Source organism: Pararhodobacter oceanensis (assembly GCF_003076755.1).
Taxonomy (GTDB): domain Bacteria; phylum Pseudomonadota; class Alphaproteobacteria; order Rhodobacterales; family Rhodobacteraceae; genus Pararhodobacter; species Pararhodobacter oceanensis.
Genome location: NZ_QDKM01000002.1, coordinates 55506 through 80127, shown reverse-complemented (window position 1 = coordinate 80127; position 24622 = coordinate 55506). Strand labels below are relative to the sequence as shown.

General features: G+C 61.2%; 21 protein-coding genes and 1 tRNA gene. 3 read left to right on the top strand and 19 right to left on the bottom strand.

Translation table 11 applies throughout. The annotated features are described in order from the left end of the window. The 10 genes from rpsS to rpsL all read right to left on the bottom strand — a co-directional run bounded on the left by rpsS (nucleotide 1) and on the right by rpsL (nucleotide 8723). On the bottom strand, nucleotides 1–279 hold the full coding sequence (gene rpsS, locus DDE20_RS04760) for a 30S ribosomal protein S19 (protein WP_116557337.1): 279 nt from the start codon (nucleotides 277–279) through the stop codon (nucleotides 1–3). A gap of 3 nt (nucleotides 280–282) precedes the next feature. After that, complete coding sequence (gene rplB, locus DDE20_RS04755) at nucleotides 283–1122, bottom strand: 50S ribosomal protein L2 (protein WP_116557336.1); 840 nt, start codon at nucleotides 1120–1122, stop codon at nucleotides 283–285. A 1344-nt stretch (nucleotides 1123–2466) separates the two neighbouring features. Continuing rightward, complete coding sequence (locus DDE20_RS04750; protein ID WP_116557335.1) at nucleotides 2467–2763, bottom strand: 50S ribosomal protein L23; 297 nt, start codon at nucleotides 2761–2763, stop codon at nucleotides 2467–2469. After that, nucleotides 2760–3380 carry a 50S ribosomal protein L4 gene (rplD, locus tag DDE20_RS04745; protein WP_116557334.1) on the bottom strand — a complete coding sequence of 207 codons (621 nt, stop codon included), beginning with the start codon at nucleotides 3378–3380 and terminating at the stop codon, nucleotides 2760–2762. The genes DDE20_RS04750 and rplD overlap by 4 nt, the downstream gene beginning before the upstream one ends. Then, entirely contained in the window at nucleotides 3377–4096 is a 720-nt protein-coding gene (gene rplC / locus DDE20_RS04740) for a 50S ribosomal protein L3 (RefSeq protein WP_116557333.1), read from the bottom strand. The genes rplD and rplC overlap by 4 nt, the downstream gene beginning before the upstream one ends. Nucleotides 4097–4108: 12 nt before the next feature. Next, the gene (gene rpsJ / locus DDE20_RS04735) at nucleotides 4109–4417 is read right to left on the bottom strand and encodes a 30S ribosomal protein S10 (protein ID WP_116557332.1); all 309 of its coding nucleotides are present in this window, start codon (nucleotides 4415–4417) and stop codon (nucleotides 4109–4111) included. A gap of 52 nt (nucleotides 4418–4469) precedes the next feature. Continuing rightward, nucleotides 4470–5645, bottom strand: a complete 1176-nt coding sequence (gene tuf / locus DDE20_RS04730; RefSeq protein ID WP_116557331.1) for an elongation factor Tu — start codon at nucleotides 5643–5645, stop codon at nucleotides 4470–4472. 89 nt (nucleotides 5646–5734) lie between these two features. After that, the gene (gene fusA / locus DDE20_RS04725; protein WP_116557330.1) at nucleotides 5735–7858 is read right to left on the bottom strand and encodes an elongation factor G; all 2124 of its coding nucleotides are present in this window, start codon (nucleotides 7856–7858) and stop codon (nucleotides 5735–5737) included. Nucleotides 7859–7868: 10 nt separating this feature from the next. Then, nucleotides 7869–8339: a 30S ribosomal protein S7 gene (gene rpsG, locus DDE20_RS04720; RefSeq protein WP_116557329.1), complete on the bottom strand. Its 471-nt coding sequence runs from the start codon at nucleotides 8337–8339 to the stop codon at nucleotides 7869–7871. A 12-nt stretch (nucleotides 8340–8351) separates the two neighbouring features. Further along, nucleotides 8352–8723 (bottom strand): 30S ribosomal protein S12, encoded by a 372-nt coding sequence (gene rpsL, locus DDE20_RS04715; protein WP_116557328.1) that lies wholly within the window; start codon nucleotides 8721–8723, stop codon nucleotides 8352–8354. A 395-nt stretch (nucleotides 8724–9118) separates the two neighbouring features. Here rpsL and DDE20_RS04710 point away from each other — a divergent pair, with 395 nt between their 5' ends. Next, entirely contained in the window at nucleotides 9119–9961 is an 843-nt protein-coding gene (locus tag DDE20_RS04710) for a glycosyltransferase (protein ID WP_116557327.1), read from the top strand. 164 nt (nucleotides 9962–10125) lie between these two features. On the opposite strand, the gene rpoC is transcribed toward DDE20_RS04710, so the two are convergent. From rpoC to DDE20_RS04665, 9 genes are all read right to left on the bottom strand, one after another. Then, entirely contained in the window at nucleotides 10126–14349 is a 4224-nt protein-coding gene (gene rpoC, locus DDE20_RS04705) for a DNA-directed RNA polymerase subunit beta' (RefSeq protein ID WP_116557326.1), read from the bottom strand. 99 nt (nucleotides 14350–14448) lie between these two features. After that, on the bottom strand, nucleotides 14449–18588 hold the full coding sequence (gene rpoB / locus DDE20_RS04700; RefSeq protein ID WP_116557325.1) for a DNA-directed RNA polymerase subunit beta: 4140 nt from the start codon (nucleotides 18586–18588) through the stop codon (nucleotides 14449–14451). A 255-nt stretch (nucleotides 18589–18843) separates the two neighbouring features. Next, nucleotides 18844–19221, bottom strand: a complete 378-nt coding sequence (rplL, locus tag DDE20_RS04695) for a 50S ribosomal protein L7/L12 (protein ID WP_116557324.1) — start codon at nucleotides 19219–19221, stop codon at nucleotides 18844–18846. A gap of 71 nt (nucleotides 19222–19292) precedes the next feature. Further along, the gene (rplJ, locus tag DDE20_RS04690) at nucleotides 19293–19808 is read right to left on the bottom strand and encodes a 50S ribosomal protein L10 (RefSeq protein ID WP_116557323.1); all 516 of its coding nucleotides are present in this window, start codon (nucleotides 19806–19808) and stop codon (nucleotides 19293–19295) included. A gap of 275 nt (nucleotides 19809–20083) precedes the next feature. Then, complete coding sequence (gene rplA, locus DDE20_RS04685; RefSeq protein WP_116557322.1) at nucleotides 20084–20785, bottom strand: 50S ribosomal protein L1; 702 nt, start codon at nucleotides 20783–20785, stop codon at nucleotides 20084–20086. Between the two features lie 3 nt (nucleotides 20786–20788). Beyond that, the gene (rplK, locus tag DDE20_RS04680) at nucleotides 20789–21241 is read right to left on the bottom strand and encodes a 50S ribosomal protein L11 (protein WP_116557321.1); all 453 of its coding nucleotides are present in this window, start codon (nucleotides 21239–21241) and stop codon (nucleotides 20789–20791) included. 93 nt (nucleotides 21242–21334) lie between these two features. Next, the gene (gene nusG, locus DDE20_RS04675; RefSeq protein ID WP_116557320.1) at nucleotides 21335–21868 is read right to left on the bottom strand and encodes a transcription termination/antitermination protein NusG; all 534 of its coding nucleotides are present in this window, start codon (nucleotides 21866–21868) and stop codon (nucleotides 21335–21337) included. Between the two features lie 220 nt (nucleotides 21869–22088). Next, nucleotides 22089–22286: a preprotein translocase subunit SecE gene (gene secE / locus DDE20_RS04670; RefSeq protein WP_116557319.1), complete on the bottom strand. Its 198-nt coding sequence runs from the start codon at nucleotides 22284–22286 to the stop codon at nucleotides 22089–22091. 187 nt (nucleotides 22287–22473) lie between these two features. Continuing rightward, a tRNA-Trp gene (locus tag DDE20_RS04665) sits at nucleotides 22474–22549 on the bottom strand. Nucleotides 22550–22924: 375 nt separating this feature from the next. Between DDE20_RS04665 and coaBC the strand changes: the two genes are divergently transcribed. Then, complete coding sequence (gene coaBC / locus DDE20_RS04660) at nucleotides 22925–24124, top strand: bifunctional phosphopantothenoylcysteine decarboxylase/phosphopantothenate--cysteine ligase CoaBC (protein ID WP_116557318.1); 1200 nt, start codon at nucleotides 22925–22927, stop codon at nucleotides 24122–24124. Next, entirely contained in the window at nucleotides 24121–24588 is a 468-nt protein-coding gene (gene dut / locus DDE20_RS04655) for a dUTP diphosphatase (RefSeq protein ID WP_116557317.1), read from the top strand. Before coaBC ends, dut begins: the two co-directional genes overlap by 4 nt. The last annotated feature ends 34 nt before the right edge of the window (nucleotides 24589–24622 follow it).

Here is a 24622-nt window from a genome sequence, read left to right as displayed (position 1 = left end):
TTATTTCCGTTTCGCTTTTTTGTCGGCGGCGTGCCCGTAATACGTGCGCGTCGGCGAGTACTCACCAAACTTCTGACCGATCATCTCCTCGGTGACATTCACCGGGATATGCTTTTTGCCGTTATACACGCCAAAGGTCAGCCCCACGAATTGGGGGAGGATCGTCGAACGGCGCGACCAGATTTTGATCACATCGTTGCGGCCGGATTCTTGCGCTTTTTCTGCTTTTTTCAGCAGATAGGCGTCAACGAAAGGGCCCTTCCAAACAGAACGTGCCATGGATTAACGGCCCTTCTTCTTGGCGTGACGCGAGCGGATGATGTATTTATCCGTCGCCTTATTGGTACGCGTGCGCTTACCTTTGGTGTCCTTGCCCCAGGGCGTAACCGGCGTCCGGCCACCCGAGGTCCGACCTTCACCACCGCCGTGCGGGTGGTCGATCGGGTTCATTGCAACACCGCGCACCGAGGGGCGGATGCCGAAATGGCGGTTGCGGCCCGCTTTACCAAGGTTTTGGTTCGAATGCTCGGAGTTCGAGACTGCACCGATCGTCGCCAGGCATTCCTGACGGACCATGCGCATCTCGCCCGAGGACAGGCGCAGCTGTGCGTAGCCACCGTCACGACCGACGAATTGGGCGTAGGTGCCCGCGGCACGTGCGATCTGGCCACCCTTGCCGGGCTTCATCTCGACGTTATGGACAATCGTACCGAGCGGCATGCCCGAGAACGGCATCGCGTTGCCCGGCTTCACGTCGGTTTTCGCGCCTGCGACAATCGTGTCACCCACGGCCAGACGCTGCGGAGCCAGGATATAGGCCTGCTCGCCGTCTTCGTAGCGGATGAGCGCGATAAACGCGGTGCGGTTGGGGTCGTATTCAATGCGTTCCACGGTGCCGGGAACATCGAACTTGCGACGCTTGAAATCAACGATGCGATAGAGTCGCTTCGCCCCGCCGCCAATGCGGCGCATCGTAATCCGTCCGGTGTTGTTCCGGCCACCCGATTTCGTCAGACCCTGCGTGAGGGCCTTGACGGGGCGACCTTTCCAAAGCTCCGAACGGTCGATCAGAACCAGCCCTCGCTGGCCTGGCGTCGTCGGTTTGTACGACTTGAGTGCCATGCTTTCTGTCTTCCGTTTGCTTTGTGGCAGGTAGCTGCCATGTGTAAAGGGCCCCGAAGGTCCCCGGATCAAAAAATCACAGGCCCCGGAGCGAATCCGAGGCCGAGCGACACGCGCGAGATAGCAGGGTTGAGGGGGGGTGTCTATAGCGCGTGGCGGGAATCTGCTGTGCGGGGGGATTGGGAGTGAACAGAGGAGCGGCGCCCAATTGCGGGCGGAAGAATTGAATGGCGCGTCACGCAAAGACGACACCGGACTATCCCGCGTTGGTCTACCGCGAAACATAGGGCAGCACCCGACCGCGGGTGGGTGGAACACCCGCCCGTGGGGGCGGTCGGGCGCTGCCCGGCGTTGCCGGGCGGGAGGGGTGTTCAGAGCGGCACGCTTTGGTGACATGAATCAATCGGCGCTGGTATGACGCCAAACAGAGGGCAGCACCCGGCCGCGGGCGGGGTGGAACACCCGCCCGAGGGTGCGGACGGGCGCTGCCCGGCAAGCCGGGCGGGAGGGTGGATCAGGGCGGTGCGAAAAAACGATGAGAGTGCTCTCGACGGTTGCTCAGCGCCAGATAGAGGGCGGCGCCCGGCCGCGGGCGGAAGCGGAGCGCCCGCCCGAGGGGGCGGACGGGCGCTGCCCGGCAAGCCGGGCGGAAGGGGTGATTAGGTGGTCGGCGAATCGTGAAAACTGCTTTGAAAGCGAGAACACCATCGTTGCAACTGACAACGCCGATGAACTATCGAATGAGATGAAAACTACTTGTTTTAGTGTAGCCGTGCGAAACGCTCAATTGCATCCAGAACGAACTGGTTCAAATTTCCTTCCTCTACAGCAAAACCAGACACCTCTGCCATAATCACCGAGACGCGCCGTCCATCGTAGACGATATCCTGCCGCAGCGAGACTGACACACTTCCTACACATCTATTATCTAATCTTCGCGCATTCACTAAAATAAGCAAGTAAGGCAACCTCGGAACCGATGAATCGTAAATTTGATAACCGATGCCGCGGAGGCGTCTATCCGCCCAACTACGAGCGCTGTCAGTCCGAACCCAACAACGATCTACGGCTTCGTCGGCCAATCTGATCGAAATATCAAGCGCGGGCCTCTCTCGGAGTTCCGGCGAAATCCAACTTGCCTCCAAGGGGCCGCCAAAAAACGACACAGCCAACGCGAGTGTTAGAATTGTTTTTCTCATTCGTGATACTTTCAACCGAAAAACTCAAAAGCAATAATCACTTATCCCTCGGCGTCTGTCGAGCTCCCAATAATTTCACGAACTTACCTCAAAAAAAAACCCGGCCGCAAACGGCCGGGGTTCATTTTCAAAACAGTAAGACCAATTACAGGCCGGTCGAGACGTCGATGGCGTTGCCCTCTTCGAGGGTCACATAGGCCTTTTTGACGTCCTTGCGGCGGCCAAGCATGCCGCGGAACCGCTTCTGCTTGCCCTTGGTGATCGTCGTGTTCACCGCTTTGACCTTGACGCCGAACAGAGCCTCGACGGACTCCTTGATCTGCGGCTTGGTCGACTCGATGGCCACTTCGAACACCACCGCATTGGCCTCGGAGGCCATGGTGGCTTTCTCGGTGATCACCGGCTTGCGGATCACGTCGTAATGTTGTGCTTTCGCGCTCATGCCAGACGAGCCTCCAGAGCTTCGACACCCGCCCGCGTGATCACCAGAGTGTCGCGCTTGAGGATGTCATAGACGTTTGCGCCCATCGACGGCAGGATATCCACACCATCAAGGTTACGGGCGGCGGCGGCGAAGTTCGCGTTGACCTCGGCACCGTCGATGACCAGGACCTTCTTCCAGCCCAGATCATTGACCGCTTTGGCCAGCAGTGCGGTCTTGGCTTCGGCCAGTTCGGTCGAGTCCAGGATCACCAGCTTGCCAGCGGCAGCCTTGGCCGAGAGCGCCAGCTTCAGACCGAGCTTGCGGACCTTCTTGGGCAGGTCGAACGCATGGCTGCGCGAGACCGGGCCCTTGTAGATACCGCCCGAACGGAAGATCGGCGCGCTGCGAGCGCCGTGGCGTGCGCCGCCGGTGCCCTTCTGGCGATAGATCTTCTTGGTCGAATAGGACACTTCCGAACGGCCCAGCGTCGAATGCGTGCCAGCCTGCGCGCGGGCGCGCTGCCAGCGCACCACGCGGTGCAGGATGTCGGCGCGCGGCTCAAGCCCGAAGATCGCTTCGTTCAGCTCGAGTTCACCGGCTTTGCCAGCGTCGAGTTTGATCACTTCGGTTTTCATTCTTGAGCTCCTTCAGCAGCAGGTGCAGCCTCGGCGCCAGCGGCAGCTTTCAACGCAGCGGGACGCGGCGCATCGGCATGAGCAGGCTTCTTGACGGCATCCTTGATCGTGACCCAGCCACCTTTGGAACCCGGCACGGCGCCCTTGACCATGATCAGGCCACGGTCGGCGTCACAGCGGACAACCTCAAGGTTCTGCGTGGTGACACGGACAGCGCCCATGTGACCGGCCATTTTCTTGCCCTTGAACACGCGGCCAGGATCCTGACACTGGCCCGTCGAGCCGTGCGAACGGTGGCTGATCGACACACCGTGGGTCATTTCCAGACCCCGGAAGTTGTGCCGCTTCATCACGCCCGCAAAACCTTTACCGATCGAGGTGCCGGCAATGTCCACATACTGCCCGGGCAGATAGTGGTCGGCCGAAATCTCGGCGCCGACTTCGATCAGGTTCTCGGGGCTGACGCGGAACTCGGTAAGCTTGCGCTTGGGGGCAACATTGGCCTTGGCGAAATAGCCACGCATCGGCGCGGTCACTCGCTTGGCTTTTGCTGCACCGGCGCCGAGTTGGACAGCGGTGTAACCATCGGTCTCGGCGGTGCGCTGTGCGACCACTTGCAGACCATCGAGTTGCAGAACGGTCACCGGGATCTGGCGTCCGTCCTCCATGAACAGCCGGGTCATGCCCAGCTTTTTTGCAATCACTCCAGAGCGCATGTGATTGGCTCCTTAAACTTTGATCTCGACGTCAACACCGGCAGCCAGATCGAGCTTCATCAGCGCGTCTACGGTCTGCGGGGTTGGGTCGATGATGTCGAGAAGACGCTTATGCGTGCGGATTTCCCACTGGTCGCGCGACTTCTTGTCGATGTGCGGACCACGGAGAACCGTGAACTTCTCAATACGGTTGGGCAACGGAATCGGCCCGCGAACATTAGCGCCGGTACGCTTGGCCGTGGAGACGATTTCCGCGGTGCTGGAATCCAACACGCGGTAATCGAAGGCCTTAAGCCGGATGCGGATAGTCTGACCTGACATTTCTCTTTCCTCTGGAAGCGCGGCGGGACCTAAGCGGCCCCGCCAGCCCCAATCACTTGATGATTTTCGAGACGACGCCAGCGCCGACGGTGCGGCCGCCTTCACGGATAGCGAAGCGCAGCTTCTCTTCCATGGCGATCGGCGCGATCAGCTCGACTTCGAACTTCAGGTTGTCGCCGGGCATGACCATTTCGGTGCCCTCGGGCAGCTTGACGGTGCCGGTGACATCCGTGGTGCGGAAGTAGAACTGCGGGCGGTAGTTGGCGAAGAACGGCGTGTGACGGCCACCCTCATCCTTGGTCAGAATATAGGCTTCGGCCTCGAACTCGGTGTGGGGCGTGATCGACTTCGGCTTACACAGAACCTGACCGCGCTCAACGCCTTCACGGTCGATACCGCGCAGCAGGATGCCGACGTTGTCACCAGCCTCACCGCGATCCAGCAGCTTGCGGAACATTTCAACGCCCGTGCAAGTGGTGGTCTTGGTGTCGCGGATACCGACGATCTCGATGTTGTCGCCAACGTTGATCACGCCGCGCTCGACACGACCGGTCACAACCGTACCACGACCCGAAATCGAGAACACGTCCTCGATCGGCATCAGGAACGGCTGGTCCACAGCGCGCTCGGGCGTCGGGATGTAGGCGTCAACGGCTTCCATCAGTGCTTTGATCGAGTTTTCACCGATTTCCGCATCACGCTCTTCCATTGCGGCCAGAGCCGAACCCTTGACGATCGGAATGTCGTCGCCCGGGTATTCGTAGTCCGACAGAAGCTCGCGGATTTCCATTTCGACGAGCTCGAGGAGCTCTTCGTCGTCGACCTGGTCAACCTTGTTCATGTAGACGACCATGTAGGGGATACCCACCTGGCGACCGAGCAGGATGTGCTCACGGGTCTGCGGCATCGGGCCGTCAGCGGCGTTCACCACCAGGATCGCGCCGTCCATCTGCGCAGCACCGGTGATCATGTTCTTGACGTAGTCGGCGTGGCCGGGGCAGTCGACGTGGGCGTAGTGGCGGGTCTCGGTCTCATACTCAACGTGGCTGGTCGAGATGGTGATGCCGCGGGCTTTTTCTTCGGGCGCACGGTCGATCGAGTCGTAGGCCTGGAAGTCGCCGAAATATTTGGTGATCGCAGCCGTCAGCGTGGTTTTGCCGTGGTCAACGTGACCGATGGTCCCGATGTTTACGTGCGGTTTGTTGCGTTCAAACTTTGCCTTCGCCATGGTGTGGCTCCTGTTTTTTCAAGTGACGGTGCGTGCAATCACGCACCCTACGGGGGTTGGTAGGGTGCGTGGTTTCCCACGCACCGCCGTTATGCGAATTTCTTCTGGATCTCGTCCGAGATGTTCTGCGGCACAGCGTCGTAATGGTCGAACTGCATCGAGAACACAGCCCGGCCCGACGACATCGAACGCAGGTTGTTGATGTAGCCGAACATATTGGCCAGCGGCACCATCGCGTCGATCACGTTGGCATTGCCGCGGGTGTCCTGACCCTGAACCATGCCACGACGGCTGGTCAGATCGCCGATGATCGACCCGGTGTATTCCTCGGGCGTCACAACTTCGACCTTCATGATCGGCTCGAGCATCTTGGCGCCCGCCTTCTTCATACCGTCACGCATCGCGGCGCGGGCGGCAATTTCAAAGGCCAGAACCGAAGAGTCCACATCGTGGAAGGCACCGTCGATCAACGTCACTTTGAAGTCGATCACCGGGAAGCCAGCCAGCGGACCCGAATCCATCACCGATTTGATGCCTTTTTCGACACCCGGGATGTATTCTTTCGGCACCGCACCGCCAACGATCTTGGATTCGAAGGAGTAACCTTCGCCCGGCTCGGTCGGCTCGATCACCAGCTTGATGCGGGCGAACTGGCCGGTACCACCGGTCTGCTTTTTATGCGTGTAGTCGATCTCGGCCTTGTGGCTGATCGTCTCACGGTAAGCAACCTGCGGCGCACCGATGTTGGCTTCGACCTTGAACTCGCGCTTCATCCGGTCAACGAGAATGTCGAGGTGAAGCTCGCCCATCCCCTTCATGATCGTCTGGCCCGACTCGAAGTCGGTTTCCACGCGGAACGACGGATCTTCGGCTGCCAAACGTGCCAGCGCGATGCCCATCTTTTCCTGGTCGGCCTTGGTTTTCGGCTCGACTGCGATTTCGATCACCGGATCCGGGAACGACATGGTTTCCAGCACGACCTGTTTGCTCGGGTCGGACAGGGTGTCACCGGTCGTCGTTTCCTTCAGGCCGGCCAGCGCGATAATATCGCCGGCGAATGCCTCTTCGATCTCTTCGCGGTCGACGGCGTGCATGATCATCATACGGCCGACGCGCTCACGCTTGCCTTTGGTCGAGTTCAGCATCGAGTCACCCTTTTTGAGGGTGCCCGAGTAAATCCGGGTAAAGGTCAGCGAGCCGACGAAGGGGTCGTTCATGATCTTGAAGGCCAGCGCCGAGAACGGCTCGGCATCATCGGCCGGACGCGGGATGTTGCGCTCTTCGGTTTCGTCCGAAGGCGAGAAGCCCATCAGCACCGGCACGTCTTTCGGACCAGGCAGGAAGTCGATCACGGCGTTGAGCAGGGGCTGCACGCCCTTGTTCTTGAACGCCGAACCGGCCAGCATCGGGAAGAACGCCATCGACAGCGTGCCCTTGCGGATCAGCTTGCGCAGCGTGTCCTCATCGGGCTCTTGGCCTTCGAGGTAGGCTTCCATCGCGTCGTCGTCCATTTCGACGGCCAACTCGATCATATTGGCGCGCCATTTGTCGGCCAAGTCCTGCAGCTCGGGACGGATCGGATTGTGCACCCAGGAGGAGCCCAGATCTTCGCCCTTCCAGACCCATTCTTCCATGGTGATCAGGTCAATGATGCCTTCCAGCGAATCCTCGGAACCGATCGGCAGAGCGATCGGGCACGGGGTGCCGCCGGTGCGGTCTTTGACCATCTCAACGCATTTGAAGAAGTCAGCGCCGATTTTGTCCATCTTGTTGACGAACACCAACCGCGGAACGCTGTAGCGGTCGGCCTGACGCCAGACGGTTTCGGTCTGCGGCTCAACACCGGCGTTACCATCGAGCAGCGCCACGGCGCCGTCGAGAACCGCCAGCGAACGCTCGACTTCAATGGTGAAATCCACGTGGCCGGGGGTATCGATGATGTTGAAGCGGTATTTGGTTTCCGAGGTGCCATCGGCGCTCGGATCATACTGCCGCTGCCAGGAGGTGGTGGTCGCAGCCGAGGAAATCGTGATCCCGCGCTCTGCTTCCTGCTCCATCCAGTCCATGGTCGAGGCGCCGTCATGCGTCTCGCCCATTTTGTGGTTTTTGCCGGTGTAATACAGAATCCGCTCGGTCATCGTCGTCTTACCGGCGTCGATGTGGGCCATGATCCCGAAGTTACGATAGCGCTCTAGCGAATATTCGCGTGTCATGTTGCGCTCCTTACCAGCGGTAATGGCTGAACGCTTTGTTCGCGTCGGCCATCTTATGGGTATCTTCGCGCTTTTTCACCGCGGTGCCACGGCCGTTGACCGCGTCCGAAAGCTCGCCTGCGAGGCGCTCTTCCATGGTGTTTTCATTGCGCTTGCGGGCGGCGATGATCAGCCAGCGGATGGCCAGCGCTTCGCGGCGCTCGGTGCGGACTTCGACCGGCACCTGATAGGTCGCACCACCAACCCGACGCGAGCGAACCTCGACCGACGGTTTGATGTTGTCGAGGGCCTCGTGGAAGACCTCGATCGGGGCGCGCTTGAGGCGCTGCTCAACGCGGTCGAGCGCGTTGTAAACAATCGATTCAGCGACCGACTTTTTACCGTCGATCATCAGGTTGTTCATGAACTTGGTCAGAACCTGATCGCCAAACTTTGCGTCCGGCAGAACTTCGCGCTTTTCAGCGGCATGACGTCGCGACATGGATGTCTCTCCTTACTTCGGACGCTTGGCGCCGTATTTCGAACGACGCTGGCGACGATCTTTAACACCTTGGGTATCCAGCACACCGCGCAGGATGTGGTAACGGACACCGGGAAGGTCTTTGATTCGACCACCGCGGATCAGAACAACCGAGTGCTCTTGCAGGTTGTGCTTCTCGCCGGGGATGTAGCTGATCACTTCGTAGCCGTTGGTCAGGCGCACTTTGGCAACCTTACGCATAGCCGAGTTCGGCTTTTTCGGCGTCGTGGTGTAAACGCGCGTACAGACGCCGCGTTTTTGGGGGCAGTTCTCCAGGTGCATCGACTTGGAGCGTTTGACTCGCGGCTGCCGCGGGTTGCGGATCAGCTGTTGGATCGTCGGCATATTGATCGCCTTGTCTTGCGGCCCGTTCAACCTCCACTCGTCAGAGGGGTATCCGGGGGCAGTTCGTATCTGTATGCCTAGCGCGTCCGCAAAGCACAAAACCGCATGCGATCCCGAATAAGGAATCGCCGCGGTGGAATTCCAGAGGATCGGGGCGTGAAGGCCCGGATCATGACCACTTGCTGTATCAAAGCCCCGACTCGCACGTGATGCACGTATCGGGTGGGCGCCGTATAGGTCAGACTCGGCGTCCTTGTCAACACACTGCGGCATGGATGCGCAGAACGTTACGGCATGTTGGTGAATGCGCGGCTTTGGCCGGTGCGGCGGGGCGCAACTTGCCACAGCGCGGCGGCCAGGGCTAGGGTGGCGCGAGGCAGTGAAGGGCGCGCGGCATGGGATTTTTCAGACGGCGGTTTACCGCGCGGCGCGCTGCCGCCAAGGCGCAGGTGATCGGGATTTGCCGGTTTTCCTATAACGCTCTGGGCGGGTTCAAACGCGAGCATGAGAGCCCCGAGGCGCGCGCCGCCTATCTCTATGCGCCCGCGCGGCTGGACGAGCGGTTCCGGCTGTTCGAGGCGATCACCCTGCCCTCGGTGCGCGCGCAAACCGATAAGGATTTCACCTTTCTGATCGTGATCAGCGAGGATTTCCCGCCAGAGCGCCGCGCGCAGTTGGAGGCGCTGACAGCGGATATTCCGCAGGTGGTGATACAGGCGCATCCGCCGGGCAACCACCGAATGGTGATGAAACAGGCGATCAATTCGGTGCGCCGCAGGGGCTGTTATTCGGTGCAGTTCCGGCTTGATGATGACGATGCGATCAATCGGCGGTTTGTGGCCGAGACCCGCAAGACCCTGCGCCAGCATTACCCGCTTTTTCGCGCCAGCCGCCATGTGGTGCTCGATTATACGCGCGGGTTCAATGTGCGGGCCGGTGCCGAGGGGCTGGCGGCGGAACCGGCGAACCAGCTGCATCTGGGCGTGGCCTATGCGATTATCTTCCGGTCGGATGTGAGCCTGTCGGTGATGAATTTCACCCATCACACGGCGTGGCAGCATATGCCGACGCTGTCCAAGACCGACAAGAATATGTGGCTGCGCGGGGTCAATGATCATAACGACTCGGGCGATAGGATCGGGTTGGAGACACAGCCCTTAACCATGGCGCAGGAGGCCGAGTTTGCCCGTGACTTCGGGATCGACGCGGAACAGGTGCGGGCGATCTGGCGGGGGTAGGTGGTGCCCCCTGCCCTGCGGCCTGCGGCGCAGAAGCCCAGACGCCAGCGGCGTGACGGCACGAGTATGCGATAGGCCCAAGCACCGGCTCACATAGGACGGAATGAAAAGCCCCCCGCAGATTGCTCTGCGGGGGGGCTGGTTTTTGTCAGGTCCGGCGCGGCTTAGCGCTCGTCACCCTCGGCCGGGGCGGTGAACCCGTTGTCCTCGGCCTCGACCGGCGCGGCGAGAACCGCTTCGGCTTCGGCGCGGCGCTCTTCGATCACCACTTGGTCACGATCCGAAGCGATGCGGCGCATCGTGGTCGCGACACCGCCGGTGCCAGCCGGGATCAACCGGCCAACGATGACGTTTTCCTTGAGGCCGACCAGTTTGTCGCGCTTGCCGATAACCGAAGCCTCGGTGAGCACGCGGGTGGTCTCCTGGAACGACGCCGCCGAGATGAAGCTGCGGGTTTGCAGCGACGCCTTGGTGATGCCCAAGAGGATCGGCTCGCCACGGGCCGGACGCAGACCCTGTGCGATGGCCTTGTCGTTGACCTCGTCGTATTCGAACTTATCGACCGTTTCACCCTTGAGAAGGGTGGTTTCGCCAGAGTCGAGGATCTCGAGCTTTTGCAGCATCTGCCGCACGATCACCTCGATGTGCTTGTCGTTGATCTTCACGCCCTGCAGGCGATACACGTCCTGCACTTCGTCGATCAGATAGTTCGCCAGAGCCTCGATGCCGAGAATCCGCAGGATGTCATGCGGCGCCGGGTTGCCATCCATGATGTAGTCGCCGCGCTGGACGAAATCGCCCTCTTGCACGGGGATGTGCTTGCCCTTGGGCACCAGATAATCCACCGATTCCCCGTTTTCGTCCACGGGTTCGACGGTGATCCGGCGCTTGTTCTTATAGTCCTTGGCAAAGCGCACATAGCCATCAACTTCACAGATGATCGCGTGATCCTTGGGACGGCGCGCCTCGAACAATTCCGCCACCCGCGGCAGACCGCCGGTGATGTCCTTGGTCTTGGCACCCTCGCGCGGGATCCGTGCAACCACGTCACCCGGCACGATGGTCTGGCCGTCTTCGACCGAAAGCACCGCATCCACCGACATCTGGTAGATCACCGGATTGCCCGCGTCGTTGCGCATCGGCTCGCCGGTCTCGGGATCCATGACGATGATCTCGGGCTTGAGATCGCCGCCTTTCGGAGTCGAGCGCCAGTCGGTGACGATCTTTTGCGACATGCCGGTGGCGTCATCGGTCTCGTCACGCACGGAGATACCGGCGATCAGATCCACGTATTTCGCGATACCGGCCTTCTCGGCGATGATCGGCAGGGTGTAGGGATCCCACTCATAGAGTTTATCCCCACGGGTCACCTGCTGGCCGTCCTTGACGTGCAGTTTCGCACCATAGGCCAGCTTATGCGCCACGCGCTCGACACCGTGTTCGTCGATGATCGCGATCTGCATCGAGCGGCCCATCACCACCTCGTCACCGGCGGCATTGGCCAGCACGGAGGTGTTGCGGAACTCGATTTTACCCTGTTGACCGGCCTCCTGGAACGACTGGCTGCCACCCTGGGCAATCCCGCCGATGTGGAAGGTCCGCATGGTCAGCTGGGTGCCCGGCTCACCGATCGACTGCGCCGCGATGATGCCCACCGCTTCGCCTTTGTTGACCAGCATACCGCGCGCAAGGTCACGACCGTAGCATTTCGCGCAGACGCCTTCTTCGGCCTCACAGGTCAGCGGGCTGCGGATTTTCACCGAGGCCACACCGGCTTTGTCGATCGCATCGGCGGTGTATTCATCGACGATCTGGTTATGCGCGACGATCACTTCGCCGGTTGCCGGATTGACGATGTCTTCGGCAGCCACACGGCCCAGCACACGCTCGGCCAAGCTGGCGACCACTTCACCGTCGTTGATCGCCGCCGCAGCGGTGATGAACCCGTCGGTGCCGCAATCGTCCATACGCACGATGCAGTCCTGCGCCACATCGACCAGACGCCGCGTCAGATAGCCCGAGTTGGCGGTTTTCAGCGCCGTATCGGCCAGACCCTTACGGGCCCCGTGGGTCGAGTTGAAGTACTCGAGCACGGTCAGACCTTCTTTAAAGTTCGAGATAATCGGCGTCTCGATGATCTCGCCGTTCGGCTTGGCCATCAACCCGCGCATCCCGCCGAGCTGCTTCATCTGCGCAGGCGAACCACGCGCACCGGAGTGCGACATCATATAGACCGAGTTCGGCTCGAGCTCGCGGCCGGCGTCATCGTGATGCACCGCCGAAATCTCGCCCATCATCTCGCTGGCCACTGCGTCCGAGCATTTCGACCAAGCGTCGACGACCTTGTTGTATTTCTCACCCTGGGTGATCAAACCATCAAGATACTGCTGCTCGAATTCCGCCACCTGATCGCGGGTCTCGTTGACCAGCTCCCATTTGGCGTCGGGGATCAGCATGTCGTCCTTGCCGAAGGAAATCCCCGCCATGAAGGCTTCGCGGAAGCCCAGATCCATGATCTGGTCACAGAAGATCACCGATTCCTTCTGACCGCAGTAGCGGTAGACGGTGTCGATGACATTCTGCACGTCTTTCTTACGCAACAGGCGGTTGACCAGTTCGAACGGCGCCTTGGCGTTCAGCGGCAGCAGCGCGCCCAACCGCAAGCGGCCCGGCGTGGTCTCATAGCGTTTGACCACTTCGTTGCCATGCTCGTCGATCTGCAGGATGCGGCCCTGCACTTTGGCGTGCAGATGCACCTCGCCCGAGGCCAGCGCGTGTTCGACTTCCTCGACATCCGAGAAAATCATCCCCTCGCCGGTCATGCCTTCGCGCATCATGGTGACGTAGTAGAGGCCCAACACCATATCCTGCGACGGCACGATGATCGGCGCGCCGTTGGCGGGCGAGAGCACGTTGTTGGTCGACATCATCAACACGCGGGCTTCGAGCTGCGCTTCCAAGGACAGCGGCACATGGACCGCCATCTGGTCGCCGTCGAAGTCAGCGTTAAACGCCGAACAGACCAGCGGGTGCAGCTGGATCGCCTTGCCTTCGATCAGGATCGGCTCGAACGCCTGGATGCCCAGACGGTGCAGCGTCGGTGCGCGGTTCAACAGAACCGGATGCTCGCGGATCACCTCGTCGAGGATATCCCAAACCTCGGGACGCTCTTTCTCGACCAGCTTTTTCGCCTGTTTGACGGTGCTCGAGAGACCCTTGGCCTCAAGCCGCGAGTAGATGAACGGCTTGAACAACTCCAACGCCATCTTCTTGGGCAAGCCGCACTGGTGCAGCTTGAGTTCCGGTCCGGTCACAATCACCGAACGGCCCGAGAAGTCGACCCGCTTACCCAGAAGGTTCTGGCGGAAGCGGCCCTGCTTGCCCTTGAGCATGTCGGAGAGCGATTTCAGCGGACGCTTGTTGTTGCCGGTGATGACGCGGCCACGGCGACCGTTGTCAAACAGCGCATCGACCGATTCCTGCAGCATGCGCTTTTCGTTGCGCACGATGATGTCGGGCGCGCGCAGTTCGATGAGCCGCTTGAGGCGGTTGTTGCGGTTGATCACGCGGCGGTAGAGATCGTTGAGGTCCGAAGTCGCGAAACGGCCCCCGTCCAGCGGCACCAGCGGGCGCAGCTCGGGCGGGATCACCGGCAGCACGGTCAGCACCATCCACTCGGGACGGTTGCCGGACTCGAGGAAGCTTTCCACCACTTTCAGGCGGCGGATGATCTTCTTCGGCTTCAATTCGCCGGTGGCTTCTTTCAGCTCGTCGCGCAGCTTGTCGGCCTCGGCCTGCAGGTCGATGGCGGTGAGCATCTCGCGGATTGCTTCGGCGCCGATACCGGCGGTGAAAGCGTCCGAGCCGTAGAGATCCTGCGCGTCGAGGTATTCTTCCTCGGACATCAGCTGGGCGTAGCCAAGCTCGGTCAGACCGGGCTCGATCACCACGTAGTTTTCAAAATAGAGAATACGCTCGAGGTCACGCAGGGTCATATCCAGCATCAGGCCGATGCGCGAGGGCAGCGACTTGAGGAACCAGATATGCGCCACCGGCGAGGCCAGCTCGATATGGCCCATACGCTCGCGGCGGACTTTCTGCAGGGTGACTTCGACGCCGCATTTCTCGCAGACAACGCCGCGGTATTTCATCCGCTTGTATTTGCCGCAGAGGCATTCGTAGTCTTTGATCGGGCCAAAGATCCGCGCGCAGAACAGGCCGTCGCGCTCGGGTTTGAAGGTGCGGTAGTTGATCGTTTCGGGCTTTTTGATCTCGCCAAACGACCAGCTGAGAATGCGCTCGGGCGACGCCAGCGAGACCTTGATCTCGTCAAACGTCTTGATCGGCGCAACCGGGTTGAACGGGTTTGTGGTCAGTTCCTGGTTCATACTACATTCCTTGAAAGGCGTCGGACAAAGGGGGGGTACGGTGCGTGGAGACCACGCACCCTACGGCTGTTGCCGAGGGCGCGTGGTTCGGGCGCAGCGTCAGCCCTCCTCCTCCGAGTCCAGGAGTTCCATATTCAGGCCGAGGCCGCGGACTTCCTTCACCAACACGTTGAAGGATTCCGGCACGCCGGCCTCGTAGCTGTCTTCGCCCTTGACGATCGACTCGTAGACCTTGGTCCGGCCTGCAACGTCATCCGACTTCACGGTCAGCATCTCTTGCAGGGTATAGGCGGCGCCGTATGCCTCAAGGGCCCAGACCTCCATTTCCCCGAGACGCTGGCCACCGAACTGCGCCTTACCACCCAGCGGCTGCTGGGTCACAAGGCTGTACGGCCCGGTCGAACGCGCGTGGAGCTTGTCGTCAACGAGGTGGTGCAGCTTGAGCATGTATTTCACACCCACGGTGACCTCACGGGCGAATTTCTCGCCCGAGCGGCCATCGAACACCACCGACTGACCGGATTCGTTGAACCCGGCGCGGCGCAGCGCGTCATTGACATCGGCTTCCTTGGCACCGTTGAACACCGGCGTGCCGATCGGCACCCCGCGGGTCACGGTGCTGGCAGAATCCACCAACTCGTCTTCGTCCATACCGGCGAAAGCGTCCTCATAGACCAGATCGCCATACGCGTGATGCATCGCCTCACGCACCGGCGTCAGATCACCCGAGCGGCGATACTCTTGCAGCGCCTCGTCGATCTGGATGCCCAGACCGCGCAACGCCCAACCCATATGGGTCTCGAGAATCTGCCCGACGTTCATCCGCGAGGGCACGCCCAAGGGGTTCAGCACGAGGTCGACGGTGGTGCCATCGGCGAGGAACGGCATGTCCTCTTCGGGCACCACTTTCGACACCACACCCTTGTTCCCGTGACGACCGGCCATCTTGTCGCCCGGCTGCAGCTTGCGCTTCACCGCGAGGAACACTTTGACCATCTTCATCACACCCGGCGGCAGATCGTCGCCACGGCGCACCTTCTCGACCTTATCGTCGAAGCGGTGGGTCAGAGCGCGTTTCTGCTGGTCGTAGAGGGCGTTGAGCGCCTCGACTTCCTGTGCTTCGGCGTCATCTGCCAGAGCCAACTGCCACCACTGGCCACGCGACAACTGCCCGTCGAGCAGCTCTTCGGTGATCTCGGTGTTCGGACGCACGCCTTTGGGGCCTTTGACCGCGGTTTTGCCGAGGATCAGGGTGCGCAGACGCGAGTAGATGTTGCGGTCAAGAATCGCCATCTCGTCATCGCGGTCACGCGACAGACGCTCGATCTCTTCACGCTCGATCTGCAGCGCACGCTCGTCTTTGTCGACGCCGTGACGGTTGAACACCCGCACTTCGACCACGGTGCCATAAGCACCCGGCGGCAAGCGCAGCGAGGTGTCGCGCACGTCGGACGCCTTCTCACCGAAGATGGCGCGCAGAAGTTTCTCTTCCGGCGTCATCGGGCTTTCGCCCTTGGGGGTGATCTTACCGACCAGAATATCGCCCGCCTGCACTTCGGCGCCGATATAGACGATGCCCGCCTCGTCGAGGTTGCGCAGCGCTTCTTCACCGACGTTGGGAATGTCGCGGGTGATCTCTTCCGGCCCGAGCTTGGTATCGCGCGCGGCGACTTCGTATTCCTCGATATGGATCGAGGTATAGACGTCATCCTTGAGGATACGCTCGGAGATCAGGATCGAGTCTTCGTAGTTGTAGCCGTTCCACGGCATGAACGCGACGACCACGTTCCGGCCCACGGCCAGTTCGCCCATATCGGTCGAGGGACCATCGGCGATGACCTCGTCACGCACCACCTTTTCGCCGACTTTCACCAGCGGACGCTGGTTGATGCAGGACGACTGGTTCGAACGCTTGAACTTGCGCAGACGGTAGATGTCAACGCCCGGCTCACCCGGCTCCAGCATCTCGGTGGCGCGCACCACGATACGCTGCGCATCCACTTGGTCAACGATACCGGCACGGCGGGCCATGATCGACGCACCCGAGTCGCGGGCAACGATACCCTCGATACCGGTGCCGACCAGCGGCGAATCGCTTTGCAGCAATGGCACCGCCTGACGCATCATGTTCGAGCCCATCAGAGCGCGGTTGGCGTCGTCGTTCTCGAGGAACGGGATCAACGAGGCGGCGACCGAGACCAGCTGTTTCGGCGACACGTCAATCAGGTTGACCGCCTCGCGCGGGTTCAGCGTGTATTCGCCAGCGGTGCGGGTCGAAACCAGCTCGTTGACGAATTTGCCCTCGTCGTCGAGCGTGGCGTTGGCCTGCGCGATGACATGGCGCTGCTCTTCGGTGGCCGAGAGATATTCGACATCATCGGTAACGGTGCTGTCGGTCACACGGCGATAGGGGGTCTCGATGAAGCCGTATTTGTTCACGCGGGCATAGGTGGCCAGCGAGTTGATCAGACCAATGTTCTGACCTTCCGGCGTTTCAATCGGGCACATCCGGCCATAGTGGGTCGGGTGAACGTCGCGCACCTCAAAACCGGCACGCTCACGGGTCAGACCGCCCGGCCCAAGCGCCGAGAGACGACGCTTGTGGGTCACCTCGGAGAGCGGGTTGGTTTGGTCCATGAATTGCGACAGCTGCGACGAGCCGAAGAATTCACGCACTGCCGCTGCGGCGGGTTTGGCGTTGATCAGATCCTGCGGCATCACCGTGTCGATATCGACCGAGGACATGCGCTCGCGGATTGCGCGCTCCATGCGCAGAAGGCCCAGACGATACTGGTTTTCCATCAATTCGCCGACCGAACGCACACGGCGGTTGCCGAGGTGGTCGATGTCGTCGATTTCGCCCTTGCCGTCACGCAGTTCAACCAGCGCGCGGATACATTCAATGATGTCTTCCTTGCGCAGGGTGCGCTGGGTGTCGGGGGCATCAAGCGCCAGACGCATGTTCATTTTCACCCGGCCCACGGCCGAGAGATCATAACGCTCGCTGTCGAAGAACAGCGTGTCGAACAGCGCCGAGGCGGCGTCAACGGTGGGCGGCTCGCCCGGACGCATCACGCGGTAGATATCCATGAGCGCCTGATCGCGGTTCATGTTCTTATCGGTGGCCAGCGTGTTGCGGATGTAGGGGCCGACGTTGACGTTGTCGATGTCCAGCACCTGAATCTCGGTGATGTCCTGATCGAGCAGGGTTTTCAGCGACCCGCCTTTGACTTCGCCATCCTTGTCGAGTTCCCAGGTGAGCTCGTCACCGGCCTCGACCCAGATTTCGCCGGTCTCTTCGTTGATCATGTCTTCAGCGACGAAACGCCCCTGAATATGCTCAAACGGCACCAGCAGTTCGGTGATCTCGCCGTCGTCGATCCACTTTTTGACCAGACGCGGGGTGGCTTTGTCGCCAGCTTCAAGGATCACTTCGCCAGTTGCGGCATCGACCAGATCCATCGTCGGACGGGTGCCGCGCACACGCTCGGGGAAGAACTTGGTGACCCAGCCACGGTTCTTTTCCAGACGGTAGGTGACCTTGTCGTAATAGGCGCTGACGATGTCTTCCTGATCCATGCCAAGCGCATAGAGCAGCGTCGTCACCGGCAGTTTGCGGCGGCGGTCGATGCGCGCGAAGACCAGATCCTTGGGATCGAATTCAAAGTCCAGCCAGCTGCCGCGGTAGGGGATAATGCGGCACTGGAACAACAGCTTGCCCGACGAGTGGGTCTTGCCCTTGTCATGGTCAAAGAACACGCCCGGCGAACGGTGCATCTGCGACACCACAACGCGCTCGGTGCCGTTGACGATGAAGGTGCCGACCGGGGTCATCAGAGGCATATCGCCCATGAAGACTTCTTGCTCTTTGATGTCCTTGACCGATTTCGCACCGGTGTCAGGGTCGATATCGAACACGATCAGACGCAGCGTCACCTTCAGCGGAGCCGAGAAGGTCATGTCGCGCTGCTGACATTCGTCGATGTCGTATTTCGGCTTCTCCAGCTCGTATTTGACGAACTCGAGAACCGCGGTCTCGTTGAAATCCTTGATCGGGAACACCGATTGGAAGGTTCCCATCATGCCTTCGCCATCCAGCGGCGTGTCGCTGTCGCCGGAGCGCAGGAACAGGTCGTAGGACGACTTTTGAACCTCGATCAGGTTCGGCATTTCCAGGACTTCACGGATCTTGCCGAACATGCGGCGGATGCGTTTCTGGCCAACATAGGACTGAGCCATGCAGGTATCACCTTTCATTCTTTCGCGGGCGCGCCAGCCGTCGGGCCTCGGCGGTGCTGCCCCATGCGAAACAGAAGCTGGGTTCCATTCCTGCCGACCGTCCCACCGGTCAGCTCCCGAACCCTGGCTGCTTCTGGAAGACGGCCCCTTCCCCGAGGGAATGCCGGGCCGTCCTCCAAAAACAGCTTAGGCCGGGCCCGGACAATGCCGGACCCAGCCATATTATGCGGTCAGGGTGTCACGCACCCCGCCCGATTACTTCAGTTCGACCTTGGCGCCAGCGGCTTCCAGTTTGGTCTTCAGCTCTTCGGCTTCGGCCTTCGGAGCGGCTTCTTTGACCGGCTTGCCGCCAGCTTCGACCAGCTCTTTGGCTTCTTTCAGGCCGAGACCGGTGATCGCGCGAACTTCTTTAATCACGTTGATCTTGTTCGGGCCAGCTTCCATCAGGACGACGTCGAACTCGGTCTTTTCTTCGGCGGCAGCGCCGGCATCGCCAGCCGGGCCAGCCATCATCACAGCGCCACCAGCGGCGGGCTCGATGCCATACTCGTCTTTGAGGATGGTTTTCAGTTCTTGGGCTTCCAGCAGGGTCAGGTTGACGATGCTTTCGGCGAGTGCTTTCAGATCAGCCATTTCAAATTTCCATTCATTCAGTCAGGTGTGTTCCGACGTGCAGCTTGTGCCACACACGGGCCAGATGTTGCTTAAGCGGCTTCCCGCTCCTCCAGAGTGGAGAGGATGCTTGCGATGTTCGAAGCAGGCGCGCCAATTGCACCAGCAATGTTCGAAGCAGGTGCACCAATGCAGCCAACGATCGAAGCAATAAGCTCCTCACGCGACGGCATTTGTGCCACGGCCTGAACACCAGCCTGGTCCAGAGCGTTCTCACCCATAGCGCCGCCAATGATTTCCAACTTCTTGTTGGTCTTGGCAAAGCTATCCATGACCTTCGCCGCGGCGACAGGGTCTTCGGAATAGGCAAGAACGGTCATGCCCGTCAGCAGGTCGGCCATGCTTGCGCAGGGCTTTCCTTCGAGGGCGATCTTGGCGAGCTTGTTCTTGGCAACGCGTACAGCCCCACCAGCTTCGCGCATTTGCGCGCGCAGGGCTTGCATCTCAACAACTGTCAGACCCGCGTAGTGTGCTACCACAACCACGCCAGAGCTTTCGAAGATCTGGCCGAGTTCCTCGACCACGCTCTCTTTTTGGGCTCTATCCACAGGTTTACTCCAAGTTTGGGGGTTGCCCCCCGGCTCAATTGTGCCCCGGCGAACCGGGGCGTTCGGGTCCGAATAGGAGCCGAGGCCAAAACCGCCCGAGGATCTCTCCCCGACCAAATTCGTCTCGTTCCCATCTCAGGCAGGAATTATGCGGCGCCGGTTTCCCCTTGCCTCACCCACCGTCTCGGACAGGACAGGGCGCGAGCGCCCCGCCAACCCACCCCCTAAAGGACGGGTATTCTATGAAGGTGCGTGCCAAGCACACACCCTACGGGTCATTCCTGACCGGTCGCCGAAGCCAGATCAAGGCTGACGCCCGGACCCATCGTCGAGGACAGCGAGACCTTTTTCATATAGGTCCCTTTGGCGCCGGCCGGCTTGGCCTTGGACACCGCGTCCACGATGGCGCGCACGTTCTGCGCCAAGGCTTCGGTGCCAAACGAGGCTTTGCCGACACCGGCGTGGATCACACCGGCTTTTTCGACCTTGAACTGCACTTCGCCGCCTTTGGCGTTGGCAACTGCGGTCGCGACATCCATCGTCACCGTGCCGACCTTGGGGTTCGGCATCAGGTTGCGCGGGCCCAGGATCTTGCCCAGACGGCCGACGATCGGCATCATGTCAGGGGTGGCAATGCAGCGATCAAAGTTGATCTCGCCGCCCTGGATCGCCTGCATCAGATCCTCGTCACCGACGATATCCGCACCGGCTTCGCGGGCTTCATCCGCCTTGGGACCACGGGCAAACACCGCAACGCGCACGGTTTTACCGGTGCCATTGGGCAGCGACACCACGCCGCGGACCATCTGGTCTGCGTGACGCGGGTCAACCCCGAGGTTGATCGCGACTTCGACGGTCTCGTCAAACTTGGCGGTGGCCGAGCCCTTGACCAGATCGACCGCCTCTTCGACGCTCAGTTCCGACTTGCCGGCAAAGGCTTCGCGGGCGGCGCGGGTACGTTTTCCGAACTTGGCCATGACTTACCCCTTAACCTCGATACCAACCGACTTTGCCGAGCCGACGATGATCTGCATGGCGCCTTCGATATCGACGGCGTTGAGATCTTTCATCTTGGCTTCGGCGATTTCGCGGATCTGGGCCACGGTGACGGTGCCTGCAGGCGTCCGGCCGGGGGCTTCGGAACCACGCGCACGGTTACGCTTGCCGACCGGCTTGAGGCCTGCAGCGCGCTTGAGATACCACGAGGCCGGCGGCGATTTCAGCTCCATGCTGAACGACTTGTCCTGGTAGTAGGTGATCACGCAGGGGATCGGCGAACCGGGTTCCATATCTGCCGATTTCGCGTTGAAATCCTTACAGAACTGCATGATGTTGATGCCGCGCTGACCCAGTGCCGGGCCGACGGGGGGCGACGGGTTGGCTTGCCCCGCCTTCACTTGCAGCTTCAGCTGCCCGATAATCTTCTTGGCCATGTGGCCGCTCCTTTTCGTCAGTGTCCGCCGCGAGGATCGCAGGGACATGCTTAGTGGTCCGGCCTACCCGCGGGCGGCCTCCCACGTGAACACTCAGGTCGTCTTGGTGACCTGCGTGTATTCCAGTTCCACCGGCGTCGGACGGCCAAAGATCGAGACCATCACCTTCAGGCGACCGTTCTCGTCATCGACCTCTTCCACCATCCCCGAAAAGCCGTCAAACGGCCCGTCGGTAACCTTGATATTCTCGCCAACCTCGAAACGGATCAGGTTGCGCGGCGCTTCCTGCCCCTCTTCAACGCGGTTGAGGATCAGATTGACCTCATCATCGCGCATCGGGCTGGGCTTGCCGGCCTGACCGAGAAATCCGGTGACGCGGTTGATCGACGAGACCAGATGCTGGGTGCGCGGGTTCATCTCCATCCGCACCAGCACATAGCCGGGCATGAAGCGACGCTCCGAGGTGACCTTCTTGCCGCGGCGCACTTCGATGACCTCTTCGGTCGGCACCAGCACCTCGTCGATCTCATCCTCGAGCCCGGCTTCGGCGGCCGCGGTACGGATCGCCTCGGCGACCTTCTTTTCGAAGTTCGAAAGTACGCTCACCGAATACCAGCGCTGGGCCATGCGTCTCACCTATCATCCAGCGGCGATGCCGCCGTGTCATTTCCGTTCAAGATCAATGCCCTAGCCGGGCGAAGACCCCATTATCCCTGCCGACAAAAAATGTGCGCACCGAATCGGTGCGCGCTGTCATACAGGGTGTTGCTGTGCCTTTAGCGCCCAATCCGCCGGTAATCAAGGGCTTGGCGCCACAATAGCGGCGCCAGACCCGCAGATTGCCGCCCTAGCCGACCATCCCGAGCACAAAGCCGAGGCCCGAGCGGATGATGAAATCGACCAGAAAGAAGAACACCGCGGTCAGCGTGGTCAGAACCAGCACCATCACCGTGCTGACGCCAACCTCGCGGCGGTTCGGCCAGGTGACTTTGGCAGTCTCCGAGCGCACCTGCTGAAGAAAGGTCAACGGGTTTGTCTTGGCCATCTGGTCACCTCTGAGCGGAGTTTGCGGGCCGGTCAGGGATGAGCGGCGATTGGCGGTCAGATACGCGGCCAAAGGGGTAAATTCAACCCTGCGACCCGCGCGCGGGCATGATCCCGCCAATGTTGGCCTTTGTGCAACACCTTTGCGGGTGGCGGCGAAAAATATGCGGAAATGGCGAGAAAAGGCTTGGCAGGGGTTGGGGGACTCGAACCCACGACCCTCGGTTTTGGAGACCGATGCTCTACCAACTGAGCTAAACCCCTAAGCCTGAGCCGGAATTATGGCACAGGCGGCGGGAAATCAAGGGGCATTCGCGATGTTTTCGCAAATGCCCTGCGCGCACTCCATACTACACCCACACCATAACACCGCCCCGCCGCGCCACACCCCGCCTAAATGCCCATCGCAGCACCACCGAATCACCCATAGCCCCGCCCCGCACCGCTTCATCTTGCCAAAAATACTCATCTCCGCCGCCGCCACAGCCCCGCCCCTACCCCTAACGCGGGGGCGCGCGCGCAAGCGGGGGGGCGGGTGGGAGCGCCGCGCGCGCGCCACATCTGCCCCTGCGACACCGCCAGTGTTGCCAAGCCAGCGCCGCGTCCATAAACCGGAGCATAAGATATTCGGGGGCGACTATGTTGACGGGAAAACGCGTTCTACTGATCATCGGCGGCGGTATCGCGGCCTATAAGTCGCTCGAACTGATCCGCCTGTTGCGCCGCGCGGGTGCCTCGGTAGCGCCGGTGCTGACCCGTGCGGGTGCCGAATTCGTCACCCCGCTCTCGGTCACCGCGCTCGCCGGTGAGGCGCTGCATCAAGACCTGTTCGATCTGACCGCCGAGGCCGAGATAGGCCATATCCAGCTCAGCCGCGCCGCCGATCTGGTGGTCGTCGCCCCCTGCACCGCCGATCTGATGGCGAAAATGGCGCAGGGCCATGCCGATGACATGGCCTCGACGCTATTGATGGCGACCGACAAGCCGGTGTTGATCGCTCCGGCAATGAATCTGCGGATGTGGGAGCATCCGGCGACCCGGCGCAATCTGGCGCATCTGCAGGGCGACGGTATTCTCAGCGTCGGGCCTGATCACGGCGATATGGCCTGCGGCGAGCATGGGCCGGGGCGGATGGCCGAACCCGCGGCGATTCTGGCGGCGATTGATCAGGCGCTCTCGGCGGGGCCGCTCAATGGCAAACATATCATTGTCACCTCCGGCCCGACCCATGAGCCGATTGATCCGGTGCGCTATATCGCCAATCGCTCCTCGGGCGCGCAGGGCGGGGCTTTGGCCGCCGCGCTGCGCGATCTTGGTGCGCAGGTCAGCTTTGTCACCGGCCCCGCCAGCGTGCCACCGCCCGCGGGTGTTAAGGTGATCGCCATTCAGGACGCGCGCGAGATGCTGACGGCGGTGACATCCGCCCTGCCCGCTGATGCGGCGGTATTTGCCGCGGCGGTGGCCGATTGGCGGGTCAAGAACACCTCGGACCAGAAGATGAAGAAGCAAAACGGCGCCCTGCCCACGCTGGAGTTCGAGGAAAACCCCGATATTCTGGCCACGATCAGCCGCCACGCAAAGCGCCCGCCCTTGGTCGTGGGTTTTGCCGCCGAGACCGAAACCGTGGTGGAGCATGCGCAGGCGAAACGTTTGCGCAAGGGCTGCGACTGGATCGTGGCCAATGATGTCTCGCCCGAGACCGGCATTATGGGCGGCAGCGAGAATGCGGTGCATCTGATCACCGAGGGCGCGGTCGAGGATTGGCCACGGATGCCCAAAGACGAGGTCGCCCGCCATCTGGCGCAGCGGATTGCCGAAGCGCTGGAGGCAAAACCATGAGCGTGACCCTGCAGATCCTGCGCGAAGACTGGGCCGATGCGCAGATCGCCCTGCCCAGCTACGCGACCCAAGGCGCGGCGGGGGCGGATATTCGCGCCAATCTCGCCCCCGAGGATCGCGCCGCGGGTCTGACCCTGCAACCGATGCAGCGGCTGCTGGTGCCGACCGGCCTGCGCGTAGCGATCCCGCAGGGCTATGAGATGCAAGTGCGTCCGCGCTCGGGTCTGTCGCTGAAACACGGGATTTCGATGCCGAACACGCCGGGGACGATCGACAGCGATTACCGCGGCCCCTTGGGCGTGCCGATGATCAACCTGAGCGACACGCCCTATACGATTGCCCATGGCGAGCGGATCGCGCAGATGGTGGTGGCGCCGGTGGTGCAGGCCGATTTTGCGCTGGCCGAGACGCTGGACGAGACCGCGCGCGGCGCGGGTGGGTTCGGCTCGACGGGTCGCAGCTAAGCCTGAGAATTTACCAACGCGCGCGACCGCCGCT